At 65.4% G+C, this 18,550-nt stretch carries 25 protein-coding genes; 16 read left to right on the top strand and 9 right to left on the bottom strand.

Going from position 1 to position 18,550, the window contains the following annotated elements; translation table 11 throughout:
* Window positions 1-3: 3 nt before the first annotated feature.
* The 4 genes from ACLJPX_RS14200 to ACLJPX_RS14185 all read right to left on the bottom strand — a co-directional run bounded on the left by ACLJPX_RS14200 (window position 4) and on the right by ACLJPX_RS14185 (window position 5,670).
* Window positions 4-342: an acyl carrier protein gene (locus tag ACLJPX_RS14200; protein ID WP_410600482.1), complete on the bottom strand. Its 339-nt coding sequence runs from the start codon at window positions 340-342 to the stop codon at window positions 4-6.
* 1 nt (window position 343) lies between these two features.
* Window positions 344-3,412: a condensation domain-containing protein gene (locus tag ACLJPX_RS14195; RefSeq protein ID WP_410600481.1), complete on the bottom strand. Its 3,069-nt coding sequence runs from the start codon at window positions 3,410-3,412 to the stop codon at window positions 344-346.
* Window positions 3,413-3,459: 47 nt separating this feature from the next.
* Window positions 3,460-5,256 carry a non-ribosomal peptide synthetase gene (locus ACLJPX_RS14190; protein WP_410600480.1) on the bottom strand — a complete coding sequence of 599 codons (1,797 nt, stop codon included), beginning with the start codon at window positions 5,254-5,256 and terminating at the stop codon, window positions 3,460-3,462.
* Between the two features lie 138 nt (window positions 5,257-5,394).
* The gene (locus ACLJPX_RS14185; protein WP_410600767.1) at window positions 5,395-5,670 is read right to left on the bottom strand and encodes a hypothetical protein; all 276 of its coding nucleotides are present in this window, start codon (window positions 5,668-5,670) and stop codon (window positions 5,395-5,397) included.
* Between ACLJPX_RS14185 and ACLJPX_RS14180 the strand changes: the two genes are divergently transcribed.
* Together ACLJPX_RS14180 and ACLJPX_RS14175 are read left to right on the top strand one after the other, a co-directional pair.
* Window positions 5,578-5,955 carry a cupin domain-containing protein gene (locus ACLJPX_RS14180; RefSeq protein ID WP_410600746.1) on the top strand — a complete coding sequence of 126 codons (378 nt, stop codon included), beginning with the start codon at window positions 5,578-5,580 and terminating at the stop codon, window positions 5,953-5,955. The two genes, ACLJPX_RS14185 and ACLJPX_RS14180, sit on opposite strands and share 93 nt — an antisense overlap.
* 130 nt (window positions 5,956-6,085) lie before the next feature.
* The gene (locus tag ACLJPX_RS14175; RefSeq protein ID WP_410600479.1) at window positions 6,086-6,652 is read left to right on the top strand and encodes a GNAT family N-acetyltransferase; all 567 of its coding nucleotides are present in this window, start codon (window positions 6,086-6,088) and stop codon (window positions 6,650-6,652) included.
* A gap of 33 nt (window positions 6,653-6,685) precedes the next feature.
* Here the strand turns inward: ACLJPX_RS14175 and ACLJPX_RS14170 are convergent, their stop codons facing one another.
* Window positions 6,686-7,642, bottom strand: coding sequence for a ParB/RepB/Spo0J family partition protein (locus tag ACLJPX_RS14170; RefSeq protein WP_410600478.1), 957 nt, complete (start codon window positions 7,640-7,642; stop codon window positions 6,686-6,688).
* Between ACLJPX_RS14170 and ACLJPX_RS14165 the strand changes: the two genes are divergently transcribed.
* The gene (locus ACLJPX_RS14165) at window positions 7,641-8,954 is read left to right on the top strand and encodes a LysR family transcriptional regulator (RefSeq protein WP_410600477.1); all 1,314 of its coding nucleotides are present in this window, start codon (window positions 7,641-7,643) and stop codon (window positions 8,952-8,954) included. The two genes, ACLJPX_RS14170 and ACLJPX_RS14165, sit on opposite strands and share 2 nt — an antisense overlap.
* On the opposite strand, the gene ACLJPX_RS14160 is transcribed toward ACLJPX_RS14165, so the two are convergent.
* The 4 genes from ACLJPX_RS14160 to ACLJPX_RS14145 all read right to left on the bottom strand — a co-directional run bounded on the left by ACLJPX_RS14160 (window position 8,902) and on the right by ACLJPX_RS14145 (window position 12,244).
* Window positions 8,902-9,234 (bottom strand): RidA family protein, encoded by a 333-nt coding sequence (locus ACLJPX_RS14160; protein ID WP_199192890.1) that lies wholly within the window; start codon window positions 9,232-9,234, stop codon window positions 8,902-8,904. The genes ACLJPX_RS14165 and ACLJPX_RS14160 overlap by 53 nt on opposite strands.
* A gap of 777 nt (window positions 9,235-10,011) precedes the next feature.
* Complete coding sequence (locus ACLJPX_RS14155) at window positions 10,012-10,242, bottom strand: DUF2188 domain-containing protein (RefSeq protein WP_410600476.1); 231 nt, start codon at window positions 10,240-10,242, stop codon at window positions 10,012-10,014.
* Between the two features lie 367 nt (window positions 10,243-10,609).
* Window positions 10,610-11,056, bottom strand: coding sequence for a GntR family transcriptional regulator (locus ACLJPX_RS14150; RefSeq protein ID WP_410600475.1), 447 nt, complete (start codon window positions 11,054-11,056; stop codon window positions 10,610-10,612).
* Window positions 11,057-11,455: 399 nt separating this feature from the next.
* Window positions 11,456-12,244, bottom strand: coding sequence for a GntR family transcriptional regulator (locus tag ACLJPX_RS14145; protein WP_410600474.1), 789 nt, complete (start codon window positions 12,242-12,244; stop codon window positions 11,456-11,458).
* A 110-nt stretch (window positions 12,245-12,354) separates the two neighbouring features.
* On the opposite strand from ACLJPX_RS14145, the gene ACLJPX_RS14140 reads away from it, so the two are divergent.
* The 13 genes from ACLJPX_RS14140 (at window position 12,355) to ACLJPX_RS14080 (ending at window position 18,508) form a co-directional block, all read left to right on the top strand.
* On the top strand, window positions 12,355-12,693 hold the full coding sequence (locus tag ACLJPX_RS14140) for a hypothetical protein (protein ID WP_410600745.1): 339 nt from the start codon (window positions 12,355-12,357) through the stop codon (window positions 12,691-12,693).
* A gap of 269 nt (window positions 12,694-12,962) precedes the next feature.
* Window positions 12,963-13,190: a hypothetical protein gene (locus tag ACLJPX_RS14135; RefSeq protein WP_410600473.1), complete on the top strand. Its 228-nt coding sequence runs from the start codon at window positions 12,963-12,965 to the stop codon at window positions 13,188-13,190.
* Between the two features lie 197 nt (window positions 13,191-13,387).
* A complete protein-coding gene (locus ACLJPX_RS14130; protein WP_410600472.1) occupies window positions 13,388-13,528 on the top strand; it encodes a hypothetical protein in 141 nt (46 codons plus the stop codon).
* The gene (locus ACLJPX_RS14125; RefSeq protein WP_410600471.1) at window positions 13,525-13,914 is read left to right on the top strand and encodes a hypothetical protein; all 390 of its coding nucleotides are present in this window, start codon (window positions 13,525-13,527) and stop codon (window positions 13,912-13,914) included. Before ACLJPX_RS14130 ends, ACLJPX_RS14125 begins: the two co-directional genes overlap by 4 nt.
* A complete protein-coding gene (locus ACLJPX_RS14120; RefSeq protein ID WP_410600470.1) occupies window positions 13,914-14,189 on the top strand; it encodes a hypothetical protein in 276 nt (91 codons plus the stop codon). Before ACLJPX_RS14125 ends, ACLJPX_RS14120 begins: the two co-directional genes overlap by 1 nt.
* A complete protein-coding gene (locus ACLJPX_RS14115) occupies window positions 14,189-14,365 on the top strand; it encodes a hypothetical protein (RefSeq protein ID WP_410600469.1) in 177 nt (58 codons plus the stop codon). The genes ACLJPX_RS14120 and ACLJPX_RS14115 overlap by 1 nt, the downstream gene beginning before the upstream one ends.
* 286 nt (window positions 14,366-14,651) lie before the next feature.
* Window positions 14,652-14,870, top strand: coding sequence for a hypothetical protein (locus tag ACLJPX_RS14110; protein WP_410600468.1), 219 nt, complete (start codon window positions 14,652-14,654; stop codon window positions 14,868-14,870).
* Between the two features lie 136 nt (window positions 14,871-15,006).
* Window positions 15,007-16,452, top strand: a complete 1,446-nt coding sequence (locus ACLJPX_RS14105; RefSeq protein ID WP_410600467.1) for a type IV secretory system conjugative DNA transfer family protein — start codon at window positions 15,007-15,009, stop codon at window positions 16,450-16,452.
* Window positions 16,453-16,474: 22 nt separating this feature from the next.
* The gene (locus tag ACLJPX_RS14100; RefSeq protein ID WP_410600466.1) at window positions 16,475-16,897 is read left to right on the top strand and encodes a hypothetical protein; all 423 of its coding nucleotides are present in this window, start codon (window positions 16,475-16,477) and stop codon (window positions 16,895-16,897) included.
* Window positions 16,894-17,118 (top strand): hypothetical protein, encoded by a 225-nt coding sequence (locus ACLJPX_RS14095; protein ID WP_410600465.1) that lies wholly within the window; start codon window positions 16,894-16,896, stop codon window positions 17,116-17,118. The genes ACLJPX_RS14100 and ACLJPX_RS14095 overlap by 4 nt, the downstream gene beginning before the upstream one ends.
* 25 nt (window positions 17,119-17,143) lie before the next feature.
* A complete protein-coding gene (locus tag ACLJPX_RS14090) occupies window positions 17,144-17,386 on the top strand; it encodes a hypothetical protein (protein ID WP_410600464.1) in 243 nt (80 codons plus the stop codon).
* 18 nt (window positions 17,387-17,404) lie between these two features.
* Window positions 17,405-17,725, top strand: a complete 321-nt coding sequence (locus ACLJPX_RS14085; RefSeq protein ID WP_410600463.1) for a hypothetical protein — start codon at window positions 17,405-17,407, stop codon at window positions 17,723-17,725.
* 81 nt (window positions 17,726-17,806) lie between these two features.
* Complete coding sequence (locus ACLJPX_RS14080) at window positions 17,807-18,508, top strand: DNA methylase (protein ID WP_410600462.1); 702 nt, start codon at window positions 17,807-17,809, stop codon at window positions 18,506-18,508.
* Window positions 18,509-18,550: the final 42 nt, after the last annotated feature.

Genomic DNA, 18,550 nt, shown 5'->3' with positions numbered 1-18,550 from the left:
GGGTCAGTTGCCCGCTTCGGTCGACTGGGTGCGCCGTGCCATGCCGAGCAACCGGCCGCGTTCGCGACCGCCGAGCTCCGCGGGTCCGGCGGTCTCCTCGCTGCCGAGCAACGCGGCCTGTGCCACCACCGTGCTGTGCTCGAAGAGGTCGGCAGCTCTGAGGTCGCGTTCGGTCATTCCGTTGAGCTGCTCCCAGAGCAGCAGCAACAGCAGCGAGTTGCCACCGGCGTCGAAGAAGTTGACCTCCAGCGGAACGGTTTCGACGGCGATGTCGAGCGCGTCCGCCCACGCGCTTCGCACCTTGCCGACGATGTCGGGCTCAGCGATCACGGTCTCGTTCACTTCAGTTCCCCTTATTCGCTTTCGCATCCGGATCAGCCGTCAGGTTCATCGCCTTCGTCACGAGCGTGGCGAGAAGATCGGTGATGGTGTCTTCGTCGAACAGGTCGGTCAGATAGGAAGCGGACAGCAGCAGGTCGTCGGCGAGTTCGGTGACGGTGAGCTCGAACTCGTACTTGACGTGCAGCGGCCGCAGCGGGAGGTAGCGGGCTTCGATGCCGGGAGACAGCTCGGCGGGCGTCGGCACGCCGTCGGCCGAAGCGAGGTACACCGGCGTCACCGGCGGCCGGTCGAGGCCGCGGTCGGGATGCACCGCCGACGCGATCGCGTCGAACGGCACGTCCGCGTTGCGGTAGCAGGAAACGCTCGCCTCACGGACCCGGCCGAGCAGCTCCCGCCAAGTGGGCTCACCACTCGAATCCACCCGGAGCACCAGCGTGTTGACGAACATGCCCACCGCGTTCGCGGACTCCGGCGCGTCCCGGCCCACCCAAGGGATCGCGAACAGGAAGTCCCGTTGCCCACTCCGGCCGCCGAGGGTGCTCGCGAGCAGCGCCGCTGTCGCCATGAAGGTGGTACAGCCGAGTTCGCCGCAGACCTCGCGCAGCCGGGCCGTCAGTTCTTCCCCGAGCTTCACCCGGCGGGACGCGCCGAGGGTCGGCTGGGTGTTCGTCCGCTGCCGGTCGTACGGGAGCAGCACATCGGTCGGGGCACCGTCCAGTTCGGACACTCGCACGGCGGCCCGCTCTTCCCGTGAGGCGGCCGCGGATGAATTCGAACCGTCCACTTGGGATGGATGGACGGATGCCGGAAGCTCGGCGGGCCTGCCTTCCCGCTCGGCCCGATAGGCCTCGGCCAGCTGCTCGGACAGGATCTGCTGCGACCACCCGTCGTTGACGATGTGGTGCGCGCTGACCACGACCAGCATCCGGTCTTTCCGCGTGATGACCTCGGCGCGCGCGAGCGCTCCCGTCGCCAGGTCGAACCCGTCCCAGCTCACCTTCGCCAGCCGGGCTTCGAGCCGGGCGTCGTCCCACCGTTCACCGTCGCTCACCATGATCTCGGGAGGCGGCGAGTCCGTGCGGTAGAAGAGCCGCCGCAGCTTCCGGTCGAGCTCGAACCGGGAACGCAACGCGGGATGGCGGCCGAGGACCTGCTGAAGCGCCCGGCGGAGCGCGTCCTGGTCGATCGCGCCCCGCAGTTCGATCACCATGGGGAGCACGTAAGCCGACCGCAGCCCGGCGATCCGGTCGAGGAACCAGAATCGCTGCTGCACCGAAGTCGCCGGGTACCGGTCCGCCGGATCCGGTGCCGTGCCGACGGGCTTTCCGGCCGGTGCTTCGGCACCCGCGGCGAGCAACCGGCCGAGCCCGGCGACCGTGGGGTCGGCCAGGAAGTCGGCCGGGGGCACCCAGATACCGTGGCGCCGCTGAGCCTCGGAAAGCATGTGGACCGCGAGCAGGGAATGCCCGCTGAGGGAGAAGAAGTTCGTCTCCGGAACCAGGTCCGCGACGGTGAGCGTCAGATCTCCCTTGGCCACCTTGGGCAGCACGTCCACGAAGAGGTCCGCGGCCCACCGCTGCTCCTCGGTGAACTCGCCCCGCCAAACCTCGGCCGGAGGCCACTCGGGCTCTTCCGCGACGTCCTCCGGGTCCGGCTCCCAGCCCGCCAGCCTGTCGTCGACGTCGTCGATCCCGGCGAGCAGGTCGCGAACGGTACTGCCGGGTTCGGCCACCGCCTTCGTGAGAACGGCCAGGAAATCGTCGCCGACGAACCGGCCCATGCCGCCGGGGTGGCGATCGGTCGCGAACTCGACCATGCCGGTGATCTCGTCCTGTGCCTCCTCCAGCAACAGAAGGAGGTCGAACTTGGCCGTACCGGTCGGAAGCTGGACCGGCGGAGTCCACAACTCCGGAGCGGGCGGCTTCGGCGCCGGCACGTTCTGCAGCGCGAATCCCACGTCCACCAGTCCGACGCGGGCGCCCTTCGCCGCGGCGACCTCAGCGGTCAGCTGATTGAACGGGATCCGCTGGTAGGTAAGGGACCGGAACGCCTCTTTCCGGGTCTGCCCGCAGAGTTCGGCGAACGTCCAGTCCGTTTCCGAACGGCATTTCAGCGGCACGGTGTTGACGAAGAACCCGGCCAGTTTCTCCAGGTCCGGATGCGGGCGGTTGGCGGCGAGTGTCCCCACCAGGAATTCCGGCTGCCCGGACCACCGCCGCAGCACCAGCTGAAACGCGGCGAAGAGCAGCACATACGGTGTCGCGCGCAGGGTCTTCGCCAGCTCTCGCAGGTCCGCGACCACCGGTCCGGGCACCGTGAAGGTGTGCTGAGCACCGGGAACAGCACCTTCCGGGGAGCCCGCCCTGGCCCGTCGGCCGGTGAGGTTCACCCCGCCGGGCACGGTCAGCAGATCCGCCGCACGGTCGGCGACCCGTTGCCGCAGCTCGGGATCGGCACCGGCCGCGCGGTCCCACACCGCGAAATCGGCGTACTGGACGTCCAGTCCGGGCAACGACGCCGGCCGTCCCTCGATCGCGTCCTGGTACGCCTTGCCGAGATCTTCCAGCAGCACCGCGATCGACCAGCCGTCGACGGCGATGTGGTGGATCACCAGCAGGAGCGCGTCCCCGGACGGAGCGCCGCGCCACACCGTACAGCGCAGGAGCGGACCCGCGGCCAGGTCGAACGGTTTCGCGGCTCGTTCCCCGGCTTCCGCACGGATCCGTTGCCCCGCGTCCGCGACGCCGTCGAGCTCGATCACCTCGACCTCGGCGGCCTCGGCGGCCCCGGCGACCCCGGCGTCCTTGAGGTCCCCGACCACCTGCACCGGCTGTCCATTTCGGACCTGGTAAGTCGTGCGCAGGATCTCGTGCTTCGCCACCACGGCGGTCAAAGCGGCGCGCAGCGCTTCGACGTCCGCGCGGCCGCGCCAGTTCATCAACATCGGGACGTTGTAGGTCACCGAACCCGGTGTCGTGGCGTCGATGAACCACAGCCGTTCCTGTGCGAACGACAGCGGCGCGACACGAGCGCCCGACCGGGTCAGCGCGGGCAAGGTCGAGTTGGTCAACGGTTCCCCCGGTGGTTCGTTGCTCCGTGGACGCGGATGGCCATCGGTTACGACGCCGCCGTGCGGACGTGGACCGCCAGCGCGTCGAAGGATTCGGCGAGGAGCACGTCCGCCGGTTCCAGCGGAACCGCGTACCGCTGCTGGATCCGGGACGCGACCTGGACGGCGAGGACGGAATTCCCGCCGATGTCGAGGAAGTTGTCGGCGGCGGAGAAGTTCGACCTGCCCAGCACGTCTCGCAGGATTCCCTTGACCTGACTGAGAACCGGGTCGTCGGAAGAATCGTCTCCGGCTGGTTCGTCGCGGCCCGCTTCGGCGAACAACGCGAGCATCCGGGCGCGGTCCGCTTTCCCGGTCGCGCCGACCGGCAACTCGGGCAGCACGTGCCAATGGGCGGGAATCATGTAGCCGGGCAGTTTCGCGGTCAGTTCCCCCGCCAGCGCGTCAGTCGGGTCTTCGTCTGTTCCCTTGGCGGGCAACAGGAACGCGACCAGCTCGGCGGACGCCCCCTCACCCACCTTTTCCACGAACGCGGCATCGACGAGACCCGTGGAAACCGCGACCCGCTCGATCTCCTCCAGCTCGATCCGGAAGCCGCGCAGCTTGATCTGCCGGTCCTTCCTGCCGAGCATTTCCAAGACACCACCGGCGACCTCGCGGACCAGGTCTCCGGTCCGGTACACCCGCTCACCGGTGGACGGCGCGATCACGAAGCGTTCCGCGGTGAGTTCGGGGCGGTTCAGGTAGCCGGTGGCCACCCCGGGCCCACCGAGGCACAGCTCACCCGATTCCCCGGCGGGCACCGGGTTCAGGTCTTCGTCCACTACGTGGACCGTCGTCTTCTGCAGGGGGTACCCGATGGGGATCCGTTCGGCACCGGCCAGGCTTTCGGTGGTGCAGGCGAAGAAGGTGGCGAAGGCGGTGGCCTCGGTCGGCCCGTAACCGTTCACCAGCCGGGCGGGCGGCCGCGCGGCGAGCACCCGCCGGACCGCGGCGAGGTCGAGCTGTTCCCCGCCGACGACCAGGTTCTTCATCGAGCCGAATGCGTCAGGACGCTCCCAGGCCACCGTGTGGAACAGCGACGTGGTGAGGAACATCGTGGTGATTTCCTCGGTGCGCACCAAATCCGCCCAGGCGTTCATGGTGACGTCGGTGAGCAGGGGAAAGGGCACGATGGTCCCGCCGGAGGTGAGCGTGCTCCAAATCTCGCAGGTGGTCACGTCGAAGGCGGGATTGCACGTGTTCGCGACGCGATCGCCCGGGTCGATCGTGCAGTAGTTCGGCTCCACCACCAACCGGTTCACCGCGCGATGCGGGATGACGACGCCTTTCGGCCGTCCGGTGGAACCCGAGGTGTAGGTGACGTAGATCGGATCCTCACCGGCCGCGGCTTCCATCGGTGCCGTCGAATCCGTCTCGCCCCGCTCTTGCGGCACCGAAAACACCCGCACACCGGAAGGAAGAATCGCCTGGCGTCCGGCTTCGGCCTGCGGGGCGCAGATCAGCACCCGCGAACCCGATTCCTCGACGATATCGGCGATGCGTTCCGCGGGGGCGTGGACGTCCAAGGGCAGGTAGGCCGCGCGGGCCCGGACGACCCCGAGAAAGGCCACCACCAAGTCGAGGGAGCGTGGGAGATCGACCGCGACAAGATCGCCGGGGCGCACGTCTTGGGCCATGAGAACCTCGGCGAGCCGTCCGGCGTGCTGCCAGAGCTCACGGTAATTCATCGACCGGCCGGTGACCGGTTCGCGCACCGCGCAGGTCTCCGGCCGGCGCTTTACCCATTCCTCCACCAGGGTCGCTATTCCCTTGCCGGAGGCGGGCGCCGAGAAAGAATTCACCAGAGAAGGTTTTGTCCTTGTCGCGTGTTCGGCAGACCCCATGAAGCAACATCCCCCAGAACATGATTGAACAGATCAGAACCTTGCCAGGCAGTAGAAGCCCGCCTGTTTCACCGCACCCCAGCCCCGATCGCCAAGCTAGGTGATGCGGGCGGTGCCATCAATACGCCAATCGAGGCAAGGATTCTCCCGCGTCGCACCCAAGGCGGTCACACCATGCGGATCATGGATATCTTTTGCCGCATGACACTTCCCGCGATCTTTCTTCGCACCTCGGACAAAGGTGAAATCCTCACCTACGGTGACGGCAATGTCTCTTTGGTGCTGGCTTCCGGAGACGCGACGGGCGGAGCGTTCTCCGTTGTCGAACACCGGCTTCGGCCCGGCGCGAGCGGCCCGCCACTGCATCGCCATGAACGCCTATGCGATTCCTTCTATGTATTGGAAGGAACCGTGACCCTGCGCATCGGAGAGCGCACCGTTTCCGCGGGCCCCGGCTCGTACGCCTGTTTTCCTCCCGGCGTCGCGCACTGCTACCGCAACGACACCGACGCCCCGGTGCGCATGCTCAACATCAACGCGCCGGGCGGCTGGGACCGGGTCCTGCGCGCGCTGGTCTCCGCCGGCGGAGACCAGCCGCTCGACCAGACCGAGATCGGGCGCATCTCCGCCGAGCACGACATGATCGTCCTGGAATAGCACAGGCCGGTGTTCGACCGGGAACTCTCCCCACTCGAACACGAACGGGCCGGGATTCCCCGCCTTTTTCTGCGGTAACGTCCAATCAACCGATCAAAACGAAGTCAACCGATCAAAACGGAGGATCGCCTTGCTGCGTCACCGCCTCGCCCCGGACGCGGATCTCCGCGCGCTCGAACCCTGGCTGGCGGCCGAATTCGCCGCCTACGTCCACCGGGCCCGGGAACACCTGGCGCCGTGGCTGCCCTGGGCCCGGACCATCGTCGACGAGGAGACCGCCCGGCAGTTCCTCCAGCGGTACGCCGATCAGCAGGCCTCCGACGGCGGACGGATCTACGGGATCTGGCTGGACGGCGAACTCGCCGGCGGCACCCTGTTCCGCATCTTCGAACCCCGGACTTCGACCTGCGAGATCGGCGTCTGGCTCTCGCAGGAAGCGCAAGGACGCGGGCTGATCCAGCAAACGGCCGGGCTGATGATCGACTGGGCCGTCCACGAGCGTGGGATGAACCGCGTCGAATGGCGCACCTTTCCGGCGAACGAACGGAGCATCGCCGTGGCGCGGCGGCTCGGGATGAAGCGCGAAGGCATGCTTCGCGAGGCGTTCCCCATGGACGGCGTCGGTCAGGACATCGAGGTGTGGTCGATACTCGCCGCCGAGTGGCGGGCGGCGAACCCGCCCGCCACGTCCGGCTGAGCGAGCTCGCTCAGCGGCCGCCGGGAAACACGCTCACTCGGCGGCCGCCGGCCGTTCCGGCCGGTGCTGCTCCAGCTGACGGGCGAACTCGCGCCAGGACTCGGCGCAGCTACGGGCGATGTCCGCGACGGCGACACTGCAGTGCTCGGGGATACCGTCGACCAGCCTGTCCCAGCCCTCCGTCCCGAGTACATGGACATCGAGCAACCGGAGCACGGTGCGTCCCGCTTCGGTGAACCTCAAGGACGGATCCATGCGCAAGGCCTCCAAGGCCGCGACGGCGTCCTCGGCGAGCGAATCGGCCGTATACCCGTCACCGGCCTCGGAGGCCGCCTGGCCGCGATGCGGTGGAGCCGGGAACTTCTTGGCACGACGCTGCCGCAACGGAACCGGATCCTGACCACGCCGCAACCGTTCGCGCACATCCCTCGCCGTGCTCACGGAGACGCCCGCGGACTGCGAGATCTGACGCAACGGAGCCTTCGGGTCACTGGCGATCAGGTCACGGGCGCGCAGACGCCCCTGCGCGGCGTTGAGCGGGCGGACGCGCCCGTCCAGGCCGACCCGCGTTTCCGGTTGCGGGACCTCTCCCGCCGAGCGGGACCGGATGGCGGCCACGGTCTTGTGCGCGAGTCCCGTGGACTCGGCGATCGCGCGGTCCGACAGGTGCGGATGGGAACGGATGATCCGTGCCGCCGCCGACGCGCGATCGATGGGGGACAACGGCAGCCCGTGCGTGGAATTGAGCCGGACCGCCAGCAGGAACGCGTCCAGGTCGGTGCCGTCGAAATACCGCACCGCGATCTGCTCTTCACCGCGGAGCACGGCCGCCCGCAGCCGGTGCATCCCGTCGATCACCCGCATCGTCACGCGATGCACGACGATCGGCGGCAAACTCGTGTCCAGCTCCGCCAGCTCACGCACGTGCTCCACGTCTTCGCCACCGATCCTGGGCGAATCGGAGGGCAGCAGTGAGGCGATCGGAGCCATGACGACAGGGCTCCGATCATCTTCATGCCCGTATTCCCCGGCATCTCCGGTATTCACGTCCAAGACCTGTCCCCCGTCGAATCCCACGTTGGAAACGTCCGATCCGGATACCGCCCCCAAGACGGCATCTGACCTATTACTATCGTTTGACGCACCGAAAAGGAAATCGGTTGCCCTCGAAGGAAAACTTCTCCACCGGCGCGCGTTTCCCTTACAGCCACCCAGATTCGCGTACTTCACCCTCCCACAGCGACCCGGGCACCACGCTCGACTGCCCCCTCCTCTGCCCTTTCGTCGCCGAAGTCAAGCCGCCGCGTCCCCGAACGGCGTAAGATCGAGCGCTGTGCCTTCAGAGCTACCGGACCCGGTTTTGCTGCGAACGTTCGTTTCGGTCGCCGAACGCGGATCGTTCACCGCCGCGGCCTCCGCGGGTGGATACACCCAGTCCGCGGTTTCACGGCAAATGGCTTCCCTAGAAGATGTTTGGGGGGTGGAACTGTTCGCCCGGCGGGCTCGAGGAGTCCGGCTCACCCCGGCCGGAGAACATCTGCTGCCCCACGCGAAAGCGCTCCTCGAACGGTTCTCCGACACCATTCGCGCACTGGACGCCGTCCGGCGGCTCGACGTCGGGCACTTGCGGATCGGCGCTTTTCCCACCGCGAACCTGGCGCTGGTTTCCGGCGCGCTGAAACGTTTCCAGTCCCGGCACGAGGGAATCTCGCTGGCGCTACAGGAAGGGACCACCGAGCGACTGCTGCGCCTGCTGGGGGCGGGCGACCTGGACATCGCCGTGGTCAGCACCCACAAGAATCCCGATCTCACCGGCATCCACCTGGATCATCTCGTCGAGGACCGGATACACGTCGCCCTGCCCGAAGAACATCGGCTGGCGTCGCGGGACGAGGTCCCCCTGGCCGAACTGGCCGACGAGCACTGGATCGTCGCGGACACCGTCGAAGCCGTGTCCGCGCTGCAGGCCACCTGCGCCACCGCCGGGTTCATCCCGCACACGCCGCTGCGCGCCGGCGAGTGGATGGTCAAACTCGAACTGGTGGCCGACGGGCTCGGCGTGGCCCTCGTCCCCGGCATGATGACTCCCCACGTCCCGGCGAGGATCGCCGTGCGGCCGCTCGCCCCCGATCCGCCGAGACGGACCGTGTACGCGGCCGTTCCCCCGCACGCGCACCGATATCCGGCGGTGTCCGCGTTCCTCGCGGATCTGCGTTCCGTGGCCGCCGACCTGGCGAAGACCCCGGACCTCACGCCGGAAGCGAAACGACGAGGTCGACTTCCAAAAGCGCGTCGGGATTGAACAGCCTGCTCACCTCGACGGTGGTGCTGGAAGGCGGCGTCCCGGTCAGATGTTGTTTACGAATGGCCAAGTAGCCCTGCAATTGGTCCATGTCGGTCAAGAACGTCCGGATGTTGACCACGTCGTCGAAACCGGCGCCGTGCGCGGCGAGAATCCTGCCGAGAATGTCGAAAACCTGCTCCGTTTGCTTGCCGACGTCGCCCTTCCCCACCAGCGCGCCTTGGTCGTCGACGGCGATCTGCCCGGAAACGTACAGCAGGGCGCCGGAGTCTCCATTCACGCGAACGGCGTGAGAGAAGGCCCCCGGAGGCGGCGCGGGTACGCCGGGCGGGTCACTGTGCACAATACGAGGCATTGCCGGACTCGTTTCGATCGACGCGGGCTCGCGGGCGGGAATCCTTTGTGGCTGCCGGGAAATCCGTCGGCCGCCACGTTTCCGGCCGACGAGTCCAGGTCATCGCACGACCACTTTATGGTCGTCGGCGGTACGCGACCAACGAGCGTTTCTCATGGCAATCATGCGAGATCGGCATGGCTCGCCGGGGAATCGGTTCAGTTGAATTTTCACCTGACCGGCCACACTCGCCTGCCGAAGCGGCTTCGTGAGGATGCTGTTTGTGCCCCGGACGGGGATCGAACCCGCACTGGGTCGATTTTGGCGCGGCAGTGATCGACATTCGTCATTCACTGCCGTGCCTACACGTGACCTGCACGGTTCGCAAATGCTAATGAGCGTCGTTGCTCGTTGCTCGTCACCCGCTGGCGTCCATTTCCGGGGGAAAGACGGGGGTTGATCTTCGATCTCAACCTACAAGTGGGGGCCTCTTCGTCCATCCCATCGACCTGGCGTCAGCCCGATCGAGTCTGTCAAGGGGGCACCGCTCCCACCGTCGTGAGCGTACCGCCAGGCCGCCCCCTTGACAGACTCGATAGCCCTCAGGAGGTCGATGGGATGGACGACAGGCACACACGAACGCGAGTTCCGCGCTCTCCTCGCCCATCCCGGAGACCTGCCCGTCCGGCGAGGACATTGTTTTTCGTGGTCGAAGATGAATCGCTAGCCCTTGCTCTCCCGAGGGTCACGAGAGCGCGGGTAGGTGTTCCGCTCACCGATCTTGCCGTCTTGCTTGTGGACGACGTGTTCGACGCCTCGCTCGATGGCCATCTCCCGGCCCTTCGCCTGAGCTTCCGCCTTGGTCGACGACGTGTTGCTCACGCGCTGGCCGCCCTCGACCTTGTTCGCCCAACCGTCTCCGTGCTTCACCGTGTGAACGTCGCCTTCTGCCATTTGAGCCTCCGTGAGCAGCCGTGTTTCCCGCGAAGTCGTCTGGCTACAGGACTGCGTAACGGTTGTTACCGAGAGGTGATCGACTCAGGTTGGGCGTCCTTGTTGACGAAACCTCACCGCGGCGCCACGCCGGCACTGTCGTATCCCCTGGTCCACGGCTCAAAATCTTGTTGACGGCCCCTCCGACGGGTGGGCCGCTGACTGGCTTTTCCACGGGCGACCGCCGGGGACCGGGCGCCAGCCCGCACGCCCCGGCGGGGCTTGCCCGTGGATCAAACACCCTGGCCAGCGGCCCCGGAGGGGCCGCCTTGAATAAGTAATGAAACTCTGAACACGCAAGCTTCGCGGCGGGCACATGAACGGGATGTCAGGCCTTGTCGATCAGAGTTCGGAGCAGGGCGTTGATCTGATCTACGCCCTGCTTGACCTCGGAAAAGCTTTGACGCATCTCCGTATGGTGCCGGGCCTGCATAGCCCGAAGCTCGTCAAGCGCGCGCGTGTAGGCGTTCGTAGCTTCCTGATTTTCGCCCTGCCCAGACTCGCTATCGAACGTCGCTTCGGGCTCCGACTCAGGCTCACCAGGCGACAGAGTCAGGTCATGAAGATCAGCTACGAAAACGCCCCGACGTCTCACGGACCGAATGAGCCCTTGATTTTGCAGAAGTCCCAAGGCCTTCCGAACGACGATATCCGACACCCCGTACTCGCTGGCAATCTCCGGATAGCTTGGAAGCTGCATCCCTGGCGACAGCTCTCCAGTCCGGATGCGACGTGCGTAGGCATTCGCGATCGCTACATATGCCGGTTCAGCCATGCATGTGCCCCCTTGGCATCCAGGTGGACCCCTAACAGTAGGCCCATCCAGGGAAACGCCCCATGATCGCGAGGTGCGGCCCACGTAGCGATCATGGGGCGTTTCAGGCTGAACGGTATCGTCGATGAGGTCTGAAAGTCTTCAACTAGCTCGGGGTGGAAGGTCGCTCGCCGGGGTGAACTCGGCCTTGCAGTGGTAGCACCGAGATGCCGTAAAGGCCACGTCGCGATAGCCACAGTTGGGACACCCGTTCAATCGGACTGGGTATGTCTCTCCGAAGTCAAGGATGACCTCGTGCGGCGTTGCCTCGCCGTATGGACGCCCCGGGTCGACTGCTCCCAGGGCGTCCGATACGTAAGGCGCGTCTTCGGCTTCGAGGTGGTGGCTCATACGCTCGTCCTACTTGGGTCGGTCCATGAGGTATGTGAACTCGTATCGATCACTTGGAAAGATGATGTCAGCGGCCTCAATGGGAACAAGATCATCGGTGTCGTCGTGCGTTGCACGCACAGTCTGCCTGATCTCAACGATTGCGACACCCGGCGGGATGGCGAGGGCTGCAACCTCGATGGGTGTCGGCTCACGAACAGCAAGGTTCTCTTCGATCTGAGTCAAGGTCCAGCCGATGGCGGCGAACCGGGCATTGAGCCCATGCGTGGCGTGAGGCCCCTCATGCGGGTGCTCGATGCTGGTTCCTTCAGTAATGCTGCGAGGCTCCCAGGAGGTCGACATGCTCATTGGGCGATCATCAGCCGAGATTCGGTACTTGGTCTCAGTGACAGCATCTCCGAGCTCAATTTCAAGACGTCGCGCAACCCAGTCGGGCGCGTCGATGACCCGCGTCTCGTGCTCTGCTGCCGGCGTTCGCCCCGCTCGCCCTGCCTCGTGAACGTAAGTCCGCTCGGCCGCTTGAAAGTGACGGAAGGGCATGGTTCGGACCATGCGCTTCATCTCCGCAACAAAGGTCGCCTTCCCCGGCACGCTGTAGACCAGCCCCTCACTCTGCAAGAGCTGAAGAGCTTTCTTGCTGGTGATCATGCTGACGTCGTACTGCTTGCAGAGAGCAGCAGCGCTCGGCACGGGGCTGTCGACAGGAAGAAGGCCTGCGCGTATCTGCTGCCGGAGATCTTCGGCGATCTGCATGTACTGCGGAGGGGGCTTTGTGGCACTTCGGTCGTTGCTGCTCATCGCCTGCCGTCCTTAGTCCATTCGAGTGACTCAGTTGGTATGCGTTGACATACCTGGTCTATCAACACATACTAGGTATAGAACACGATACCAGCTACCAGGAGGCAGACATGAGGAACATCCCGGTGAACCTGGCGGGCTACCGGCTCACGGTTTCGGAGAACCCGGAGATGAAGATGCGGAAGGTCGACGGCCGCGAGGAGACCGTGACGGACCGCGAGGGCAACGCCAAGTTCGTGGTGGCGCTCATGGTGAAGGCGAAGGGGGAGAAGGGTGAGGAGATTCGGGTGACCCTGGATGCCGACCCCGGCGACGCCTTCTCGGAGGACGACATGACCCGTGTCGAGTTGATCGACCCGCGTGTGACGCCGTACTCGTTCAAGAACGACCGGGGCGAGACTGTCTCGGGTGTGGCCTGGGGTGCGGCCGGAATGAAGCCCCTGTTCTGATCGCGCGTCGCGTGATTCCTGGCAAATCGCCATTCTGCCCAGTCGGGCACTGAATTCTTCTGATCATTGACAAATACATAGTGAGCCCAACTATGCCCAAAATCGCGCCTAATACGGCTACGCGCTTTGGTTCCTGACCTCATTTCGTCGGGAACTGGCGGGTGTATCCGTCCTAGACGAAGTGAGGTTTTGAGAATGAGTGAGCACGAAATTTTGGCCGCACAGTTGAACGCGTGGCCCTGGCTGCACCTGGTGGATGCGGAGGACCTGTGATCACGCGGCATGTACAGGAGGAAATCCTGGAGGTGTACAGCCTGGCGTCGCGCGACCTGTGGAGCATCGTTGCCGACCTTGAGGGCCTGATGACGTCGGTCGAGTTGGCGAATCCAAATCTCCGCCTTTCGAATAACCGCATGATCGACGGATTGCGGTGGGCGCGTGGCGAGATAAGCAAAATTTGCGGATGCCTTGAGGATGTCGAGATTGTCACGATGTAGCGATAGGAGGAATGAGAAGCGATGGCTGAGTTGACTGTGAATGCTCTGCGAACTGGTCTTTCGTCGTTCGACCCGGATGGCCCGAAGCGGGGTGCGTGATGGGGAATCACGTGTGTTCGGCGAATTTCTGGCTGTCCCCGACCCGTGTCGCGACCTGCAATGTGTGCGGTCGCCAGTGGAATATGTGAGGTACTGAGATGTCGAGTGTCGCGAATGTGACGTTCTATCCGTTGTGGCTGCTGCTGGTCGCCGCGCTGGTGGTCGCCATGCCGGTGGCCGGAGTGGTCGCCCTGATCCTGGGGCTGCTGGCGGTGGCCGGCACGCGGAGGAAGCGATGACCGGCGCGCTGGACTTGTTCGGGAATCCGGCCGACGAGCCGGTGACGCCGGGACCGTCCGCCCCGCCGATCAACGACATGGCCCTCATCGAGAAGGTGCTACAGGTTGCGGAGAACACCGGGTATGTGCTGGTCGGACCGTCGGAACGGGTGTATCACCTGGTGGCCCGCAAGACGATCGAGACCGCCCCCCGCCCGGAGGAGGAGGCCGTGCACCAACTCCTGACCGCGAAGTGGCTGACGAAGGGAGGTGTGCACGTCTACACCCACCACGGGTACGAGGGGCCGGGTAACTCGGTCCTGGTGCCCAAGGCCACGAAGACGAAGGCCCGTCAGTGGCGCAGCTTGGCGCCGATTTCCTGTTCCCGCAAGCGAAAGGCATCGTGATGACGTCACAGACGATCAACAAGGTCAACAAGGCCCGGTTCGTCGAGTTCGAGTTCGCGCTCGATGAAGTCCGCAAGGCGTTCGACGAGGTCGGCAAGCTCGGGAAGTCCCTGGACGACAAGGGCGCCACGGCGGACCGGTTTGAGGGCTGGCAGGTTCCGAGCAAGTCCGACGTGCAATCGGATCTTCGGGCCGCCTCCAGCGCCCTGGACGAACTCCGGGAGGCCGCGCTCAAGCGCAAGGCGGAACTGATCTCGCGGGACTGGCGAGTCTGATGACTACCCGAGAAGAGGACTTGGTCCACATCGCAGTGGAGGAGTCATTCTGGTCGGGTGAGATGACCGCCGCGTGCGGGATTACCGCGAACGTGGCCGACGTCGAGACCGCCTACATCGGGTTCTGGTTCGCCACCTACTGCCCGGAATGCCGACGGCTGGCCAAAAAGACTTAGAGAGGAAAGCAGTAATGACTGCCCACGGGTACCAGGATCGACGTAATCGTTACTTCAATATGAGTGGAGACGTACGCGCGTTGGCGGAGGAATACTACGCGCTCCGCGCACGGGAGGAGGCAGGAGAGTATCCCCATGGCCGGAAGATCGCTCGCGGTGATCTTGCAGCGCGCGCACTGCAAATCAAGAACTACTTCGACGAGCTCGCCGACATTTTCCGTGCAGAAGCCGCCCGATTCCAAGATGGCTAAGCCTTGGCTGTGAACTGAGCACTGAGGAGAAACCGATGAGCACCAACCAGATCGACGGCAAGCTGACTGAGCTGGACAACGCGATGAAGAAGCTGCGCACGGCGATGACGAGCCTGCCCAACCGGGTCGCCGGATTCGGCAAGCAGCACACCCATGCCGCGCGCAAGGTCGCGACCGCGATCACCACGGTGGAAGCCGCGAAGCCGCTGTTCGCCGGCGGCTCGAAGAAGAGGCCCGCCGCGCGGCGACGCTGACCCGCTCGATGTAGTACCGACAACCGCATACCGCGAATGACCGATCCGTCTGGACGTAGTGAGGGCCGTAGACCCCGCGTCCAGTGTCCGGGGCTCTACGGCCCTCCTGTGTCCACCAAGCACAGGAGATCTACCGATGAAGACCCCGAAGTCCAAGACCCGCCGTCAGAGCGGGAAGACCCCCATCCCGGCCCGGTGCGCGGGCTGGATGCTGCGCCACCCGGGCGTCACGACTATGCCGGCCGTTTTCGGCACGAGCGTCGTCGAACTGGGCGCGGTCACCACCGGTAGCGCGGTGGCCGGGCTGGTCGGCGCTGGGCTGTCCTGGCGCTATCTGCACAAAGACTCCTACACGGCGTTGGCGTCACCGCGGCTTCGTGCCGTTCGCCGTCGCTGGACCCGCTACATCGGCAAGTCCTGGAAAGAATCCCTGGACGCCTGCGACCTGGTGGGGCAGGACCGGCGCACCGGTGAACTCCTGGTTCCCCGCCTGCTGCGAGTCGCCGCGCCCACCCCGTCGATCGACGTACTCAAGGTCAAGTTCGTCAAGGGCCAGTCGCTTCGCGTCTTCCAGGACACCCAGGAGGAGCTGGCCGCCGCGCTTGGGGCGGATGTGATCGCGATCGAGAAGGGCAGCAAGCCCCGGATCCTGATGATCACCCTGGTGCACGGCAACCCGTTCGACGACGTGATCCCCCCGGCGGACCTGCCCGGCGAGGTGGATGAGGTCGACCTGAAGGCGATCGAGCTGGGCGACACCGAACAGGGCGAGATCTGGTCGGAACCTTTGCTCGGTCATCACTGGCTGATCTCCGGTGCGACCGGCTCGGGTAAGGGGTCGTTGTTGTGGAACCCGCTTCGGGCGATGGGGCCGATGATCAGGGAGCAGATCGCCCGGATTTGGATGATCGACCCCAAGGGCGGCATGGAGACCGAACGCGGGAAGCCGCTGTTCTACCGGCACGCCACCTCCGCCGATGAGGACGTGGAGTATGACGACGGCACCGGGCCTGAGGACGTCGATCCGATGCTCGCGGTGCTGCTGGAATTCCGGGACCGGATGCGGGAGCGCCAGGCTTACCTGCGTGAGCAGAAGCTCCGCAAGTGCACTCCCTCGGCCGAGACCCCGTTCGAAGTCCTGATGATCGATGAGCTGGCGATGCTCACCGCCCTCGGTGGTAGCCGGTCCACGATCAGCCAGGTGAACCGGATCCTCGCGGAGATCCTGACCCAGGGGCGCGCGGCGGGGTTCGCGGTCGTGGCCTACGTCCAGGAACCCACCAAGGACATCGTCCCGGTTCGGGATCTGTTCACCCGTCGGATCTCGCTGCGCACCGGCTCCGCGTCCTATGTGGACATGGTGCTTGGTGAAGACGCCCGGCTTCGTGGCGCTCTCGCCGACGAGATCCCCGAAGAAGGCTGCGAGGGCATCGGCTACCGGACCTCGGAGAAGTCCCGCACCCCGATCCGGGTCCGCGCTGGCTACAGCACCGATGACGACATCGACGAACTCGTCCGGCTCTGCACCCCGCAGTTCGATGACGACGAACCGGGCGGCGTGCTCGTCCACTTCGCCGCCTGACCATCCAGAAAGGACACGAACCATGACCACGGCACTCGCTCCGCTCGAAAGAGTCGCCAAACTTGCAGCCATCGCCACCCATCTGGCCCGGGAGACTCCCGCACCTGAACCGTTTTCGATGCGACTGGAACCGGGAACGTTCAGCATCGCGATTCAGCCCGGCCACTCCGGTGACGCGGTGACGGAGATCGGCGCACTCCTGATCTGGACACATCTCCTTACCGGGCTCAAGGGCGAGTGGTGGCACACCAACTCGGGACGGCTCCACATCGAACTGAACGGACGAGGACCGTCCGGGGCGCGGGTGTCCGTGTACAGCTCGATCTCGTACACCCTCGCCCGGAAACACCTCGCCCTGCGCAAGGGCGATCACGAAACCGTCACCCCGGACGAGCTGTATCTCCTCGCCCTGGAAATCGCCAAACAGAAGGGAAACGACCAGTGATCACCCTCAAGCTTCTCGGGCTCTGGCTCAAACTCACCGGCTTCACGGTCCTCGCCGTCATCCTCGAAGGCGTTCTCATCCGGGGTTTCTGGTGGACCGTCCTCGCGATCATCGTGACCGTACTGGTCCACATCGGACTGACCGTCGGGATCTGGAAGGAATGGCGTGCGGAACGAAACGGTGCCGGCACCTACCAGATCATCCACTACACCCGCGACTGACCAAAAGGGACAGATCATGTACTCCATGAACGTCAGCTTCGGTTACGGCGACTCGTTCGAGGAACTGTACGAGGAGATCAACACGAAGATCGGGAAGCTGTTGACCGACCTGCTCCATTGGGACTGGAGCATCACACACCTCGAAGCCGGACGGTATTCCTCTGCTGAGATCGAGACCTTGGCGGCGCAGCGGAACAAGGCGAAACGCGATGTCGAGGAGTTGTTGTATCAGGCGGACAGAATCCTCAGCCGCGCCCGGACTCTGTGATTCATCGAGGAGGTGAACATGGCTCACGTGGAAGTCGTTCCGTCGCCCGACTCGGATGTGTGGCACTCGGCGGTGTCCACATTGGAGGACGGGCTAGGGATCTACCCGCTTCGCTCGATCGAGGGTGTGCGGTTCGAGCGGGCCACGGTCACGAACACGGCCGTCTCCGGTACCGCGTCTATGGTGCTGCTCCGGGTGAGCCAGTCCCCGCCGGGAAAACCCGATCGGGCATGGGAACTGGCTATGCCCCCGGAGTTCGCACGCTATCTCGCGGCCCAGCTCGACGCGCAAGCCCGCTACATCCAGACCGCTCCATCGGCATGCGCGGAGTCCTCGTGACGCTTGTCGAACGAGATCTCGGCCGTGCCACACGAAGACCTGCGTGTCCTCCCGTACCGACACAGAGAAAGGGGTAAACCCATGGCACGAAAGAGAATCCTCGACGCCTGCTGTTGCGCCGGCGGAGCCGGAAAGGGCTACCACGATGCCGGGTTCGACGTCGTGGGCGTGGACATCGTGCCCCAACCCAACTACCCGTACGAGTTCCATCGGGGCGACGCGATCGAGTTCATCCGCGACCACGGCCACGAGTTCCACGCCGTCCACATCTCCCCGCCGTGCCAGAACGCCTGTGCTCTCACCGCCGGCAACCGGCGCCGGCAGGGCTGGACGGACAGCCACACGGACCTGATCCCCGCCGCCCGGGCGGTTCTTGCCGATCTCCGTGACCGCGCCGGCGTCCCGACCGTGATGGAGAACGTCCAGGGATCCCGCCTCCGCCGGGACCTGGTCCTCTGCGGACTCGCGTTCGATCTGCGGGTGTTCCGCCATCGCTACTTCGAGATCGACGGCTTCACCGTGGCCCAACCGCCGCATCCCACCCACCGGGGCCACCGGGTGGCCGGCTGGCGTCACGGCGTCCGCCACGACGGGGACATGGTCGCGGTCTACGGCGACGGAGGCGGTAAAGGCTCGGTCACCGACTGGCAGAACGCGATGGGCATCCACCACACCGACGTCCGTCGTGAGATCGCCGAAGCCATTCCGCCCGCCTACACCCGCCACATCGGTGAGGCCCTGTATTCCCACCTCACCGCCGGCGCGCTCCCGATCGCGGTCTGATCCGACCCGCGCCCCTGGTCGAAACGACCGTGCCCCACCGAA

This window comes from Amycolatopsis sp. lyj-90, assembly GCF_046549035.1.
In the GTDB taxonomy this organism is placed as follows: Bacteria; Actinomycetota; Actinomycetes; order Mycobacteriales; family Pseudonocardiaceae; genus Amycolatopsis.
The sequence above is the reverse complement of the archived record's forward strand: the minus strand, read 5'-3'. Positions and strand labels throughout refer to the sequence as shown.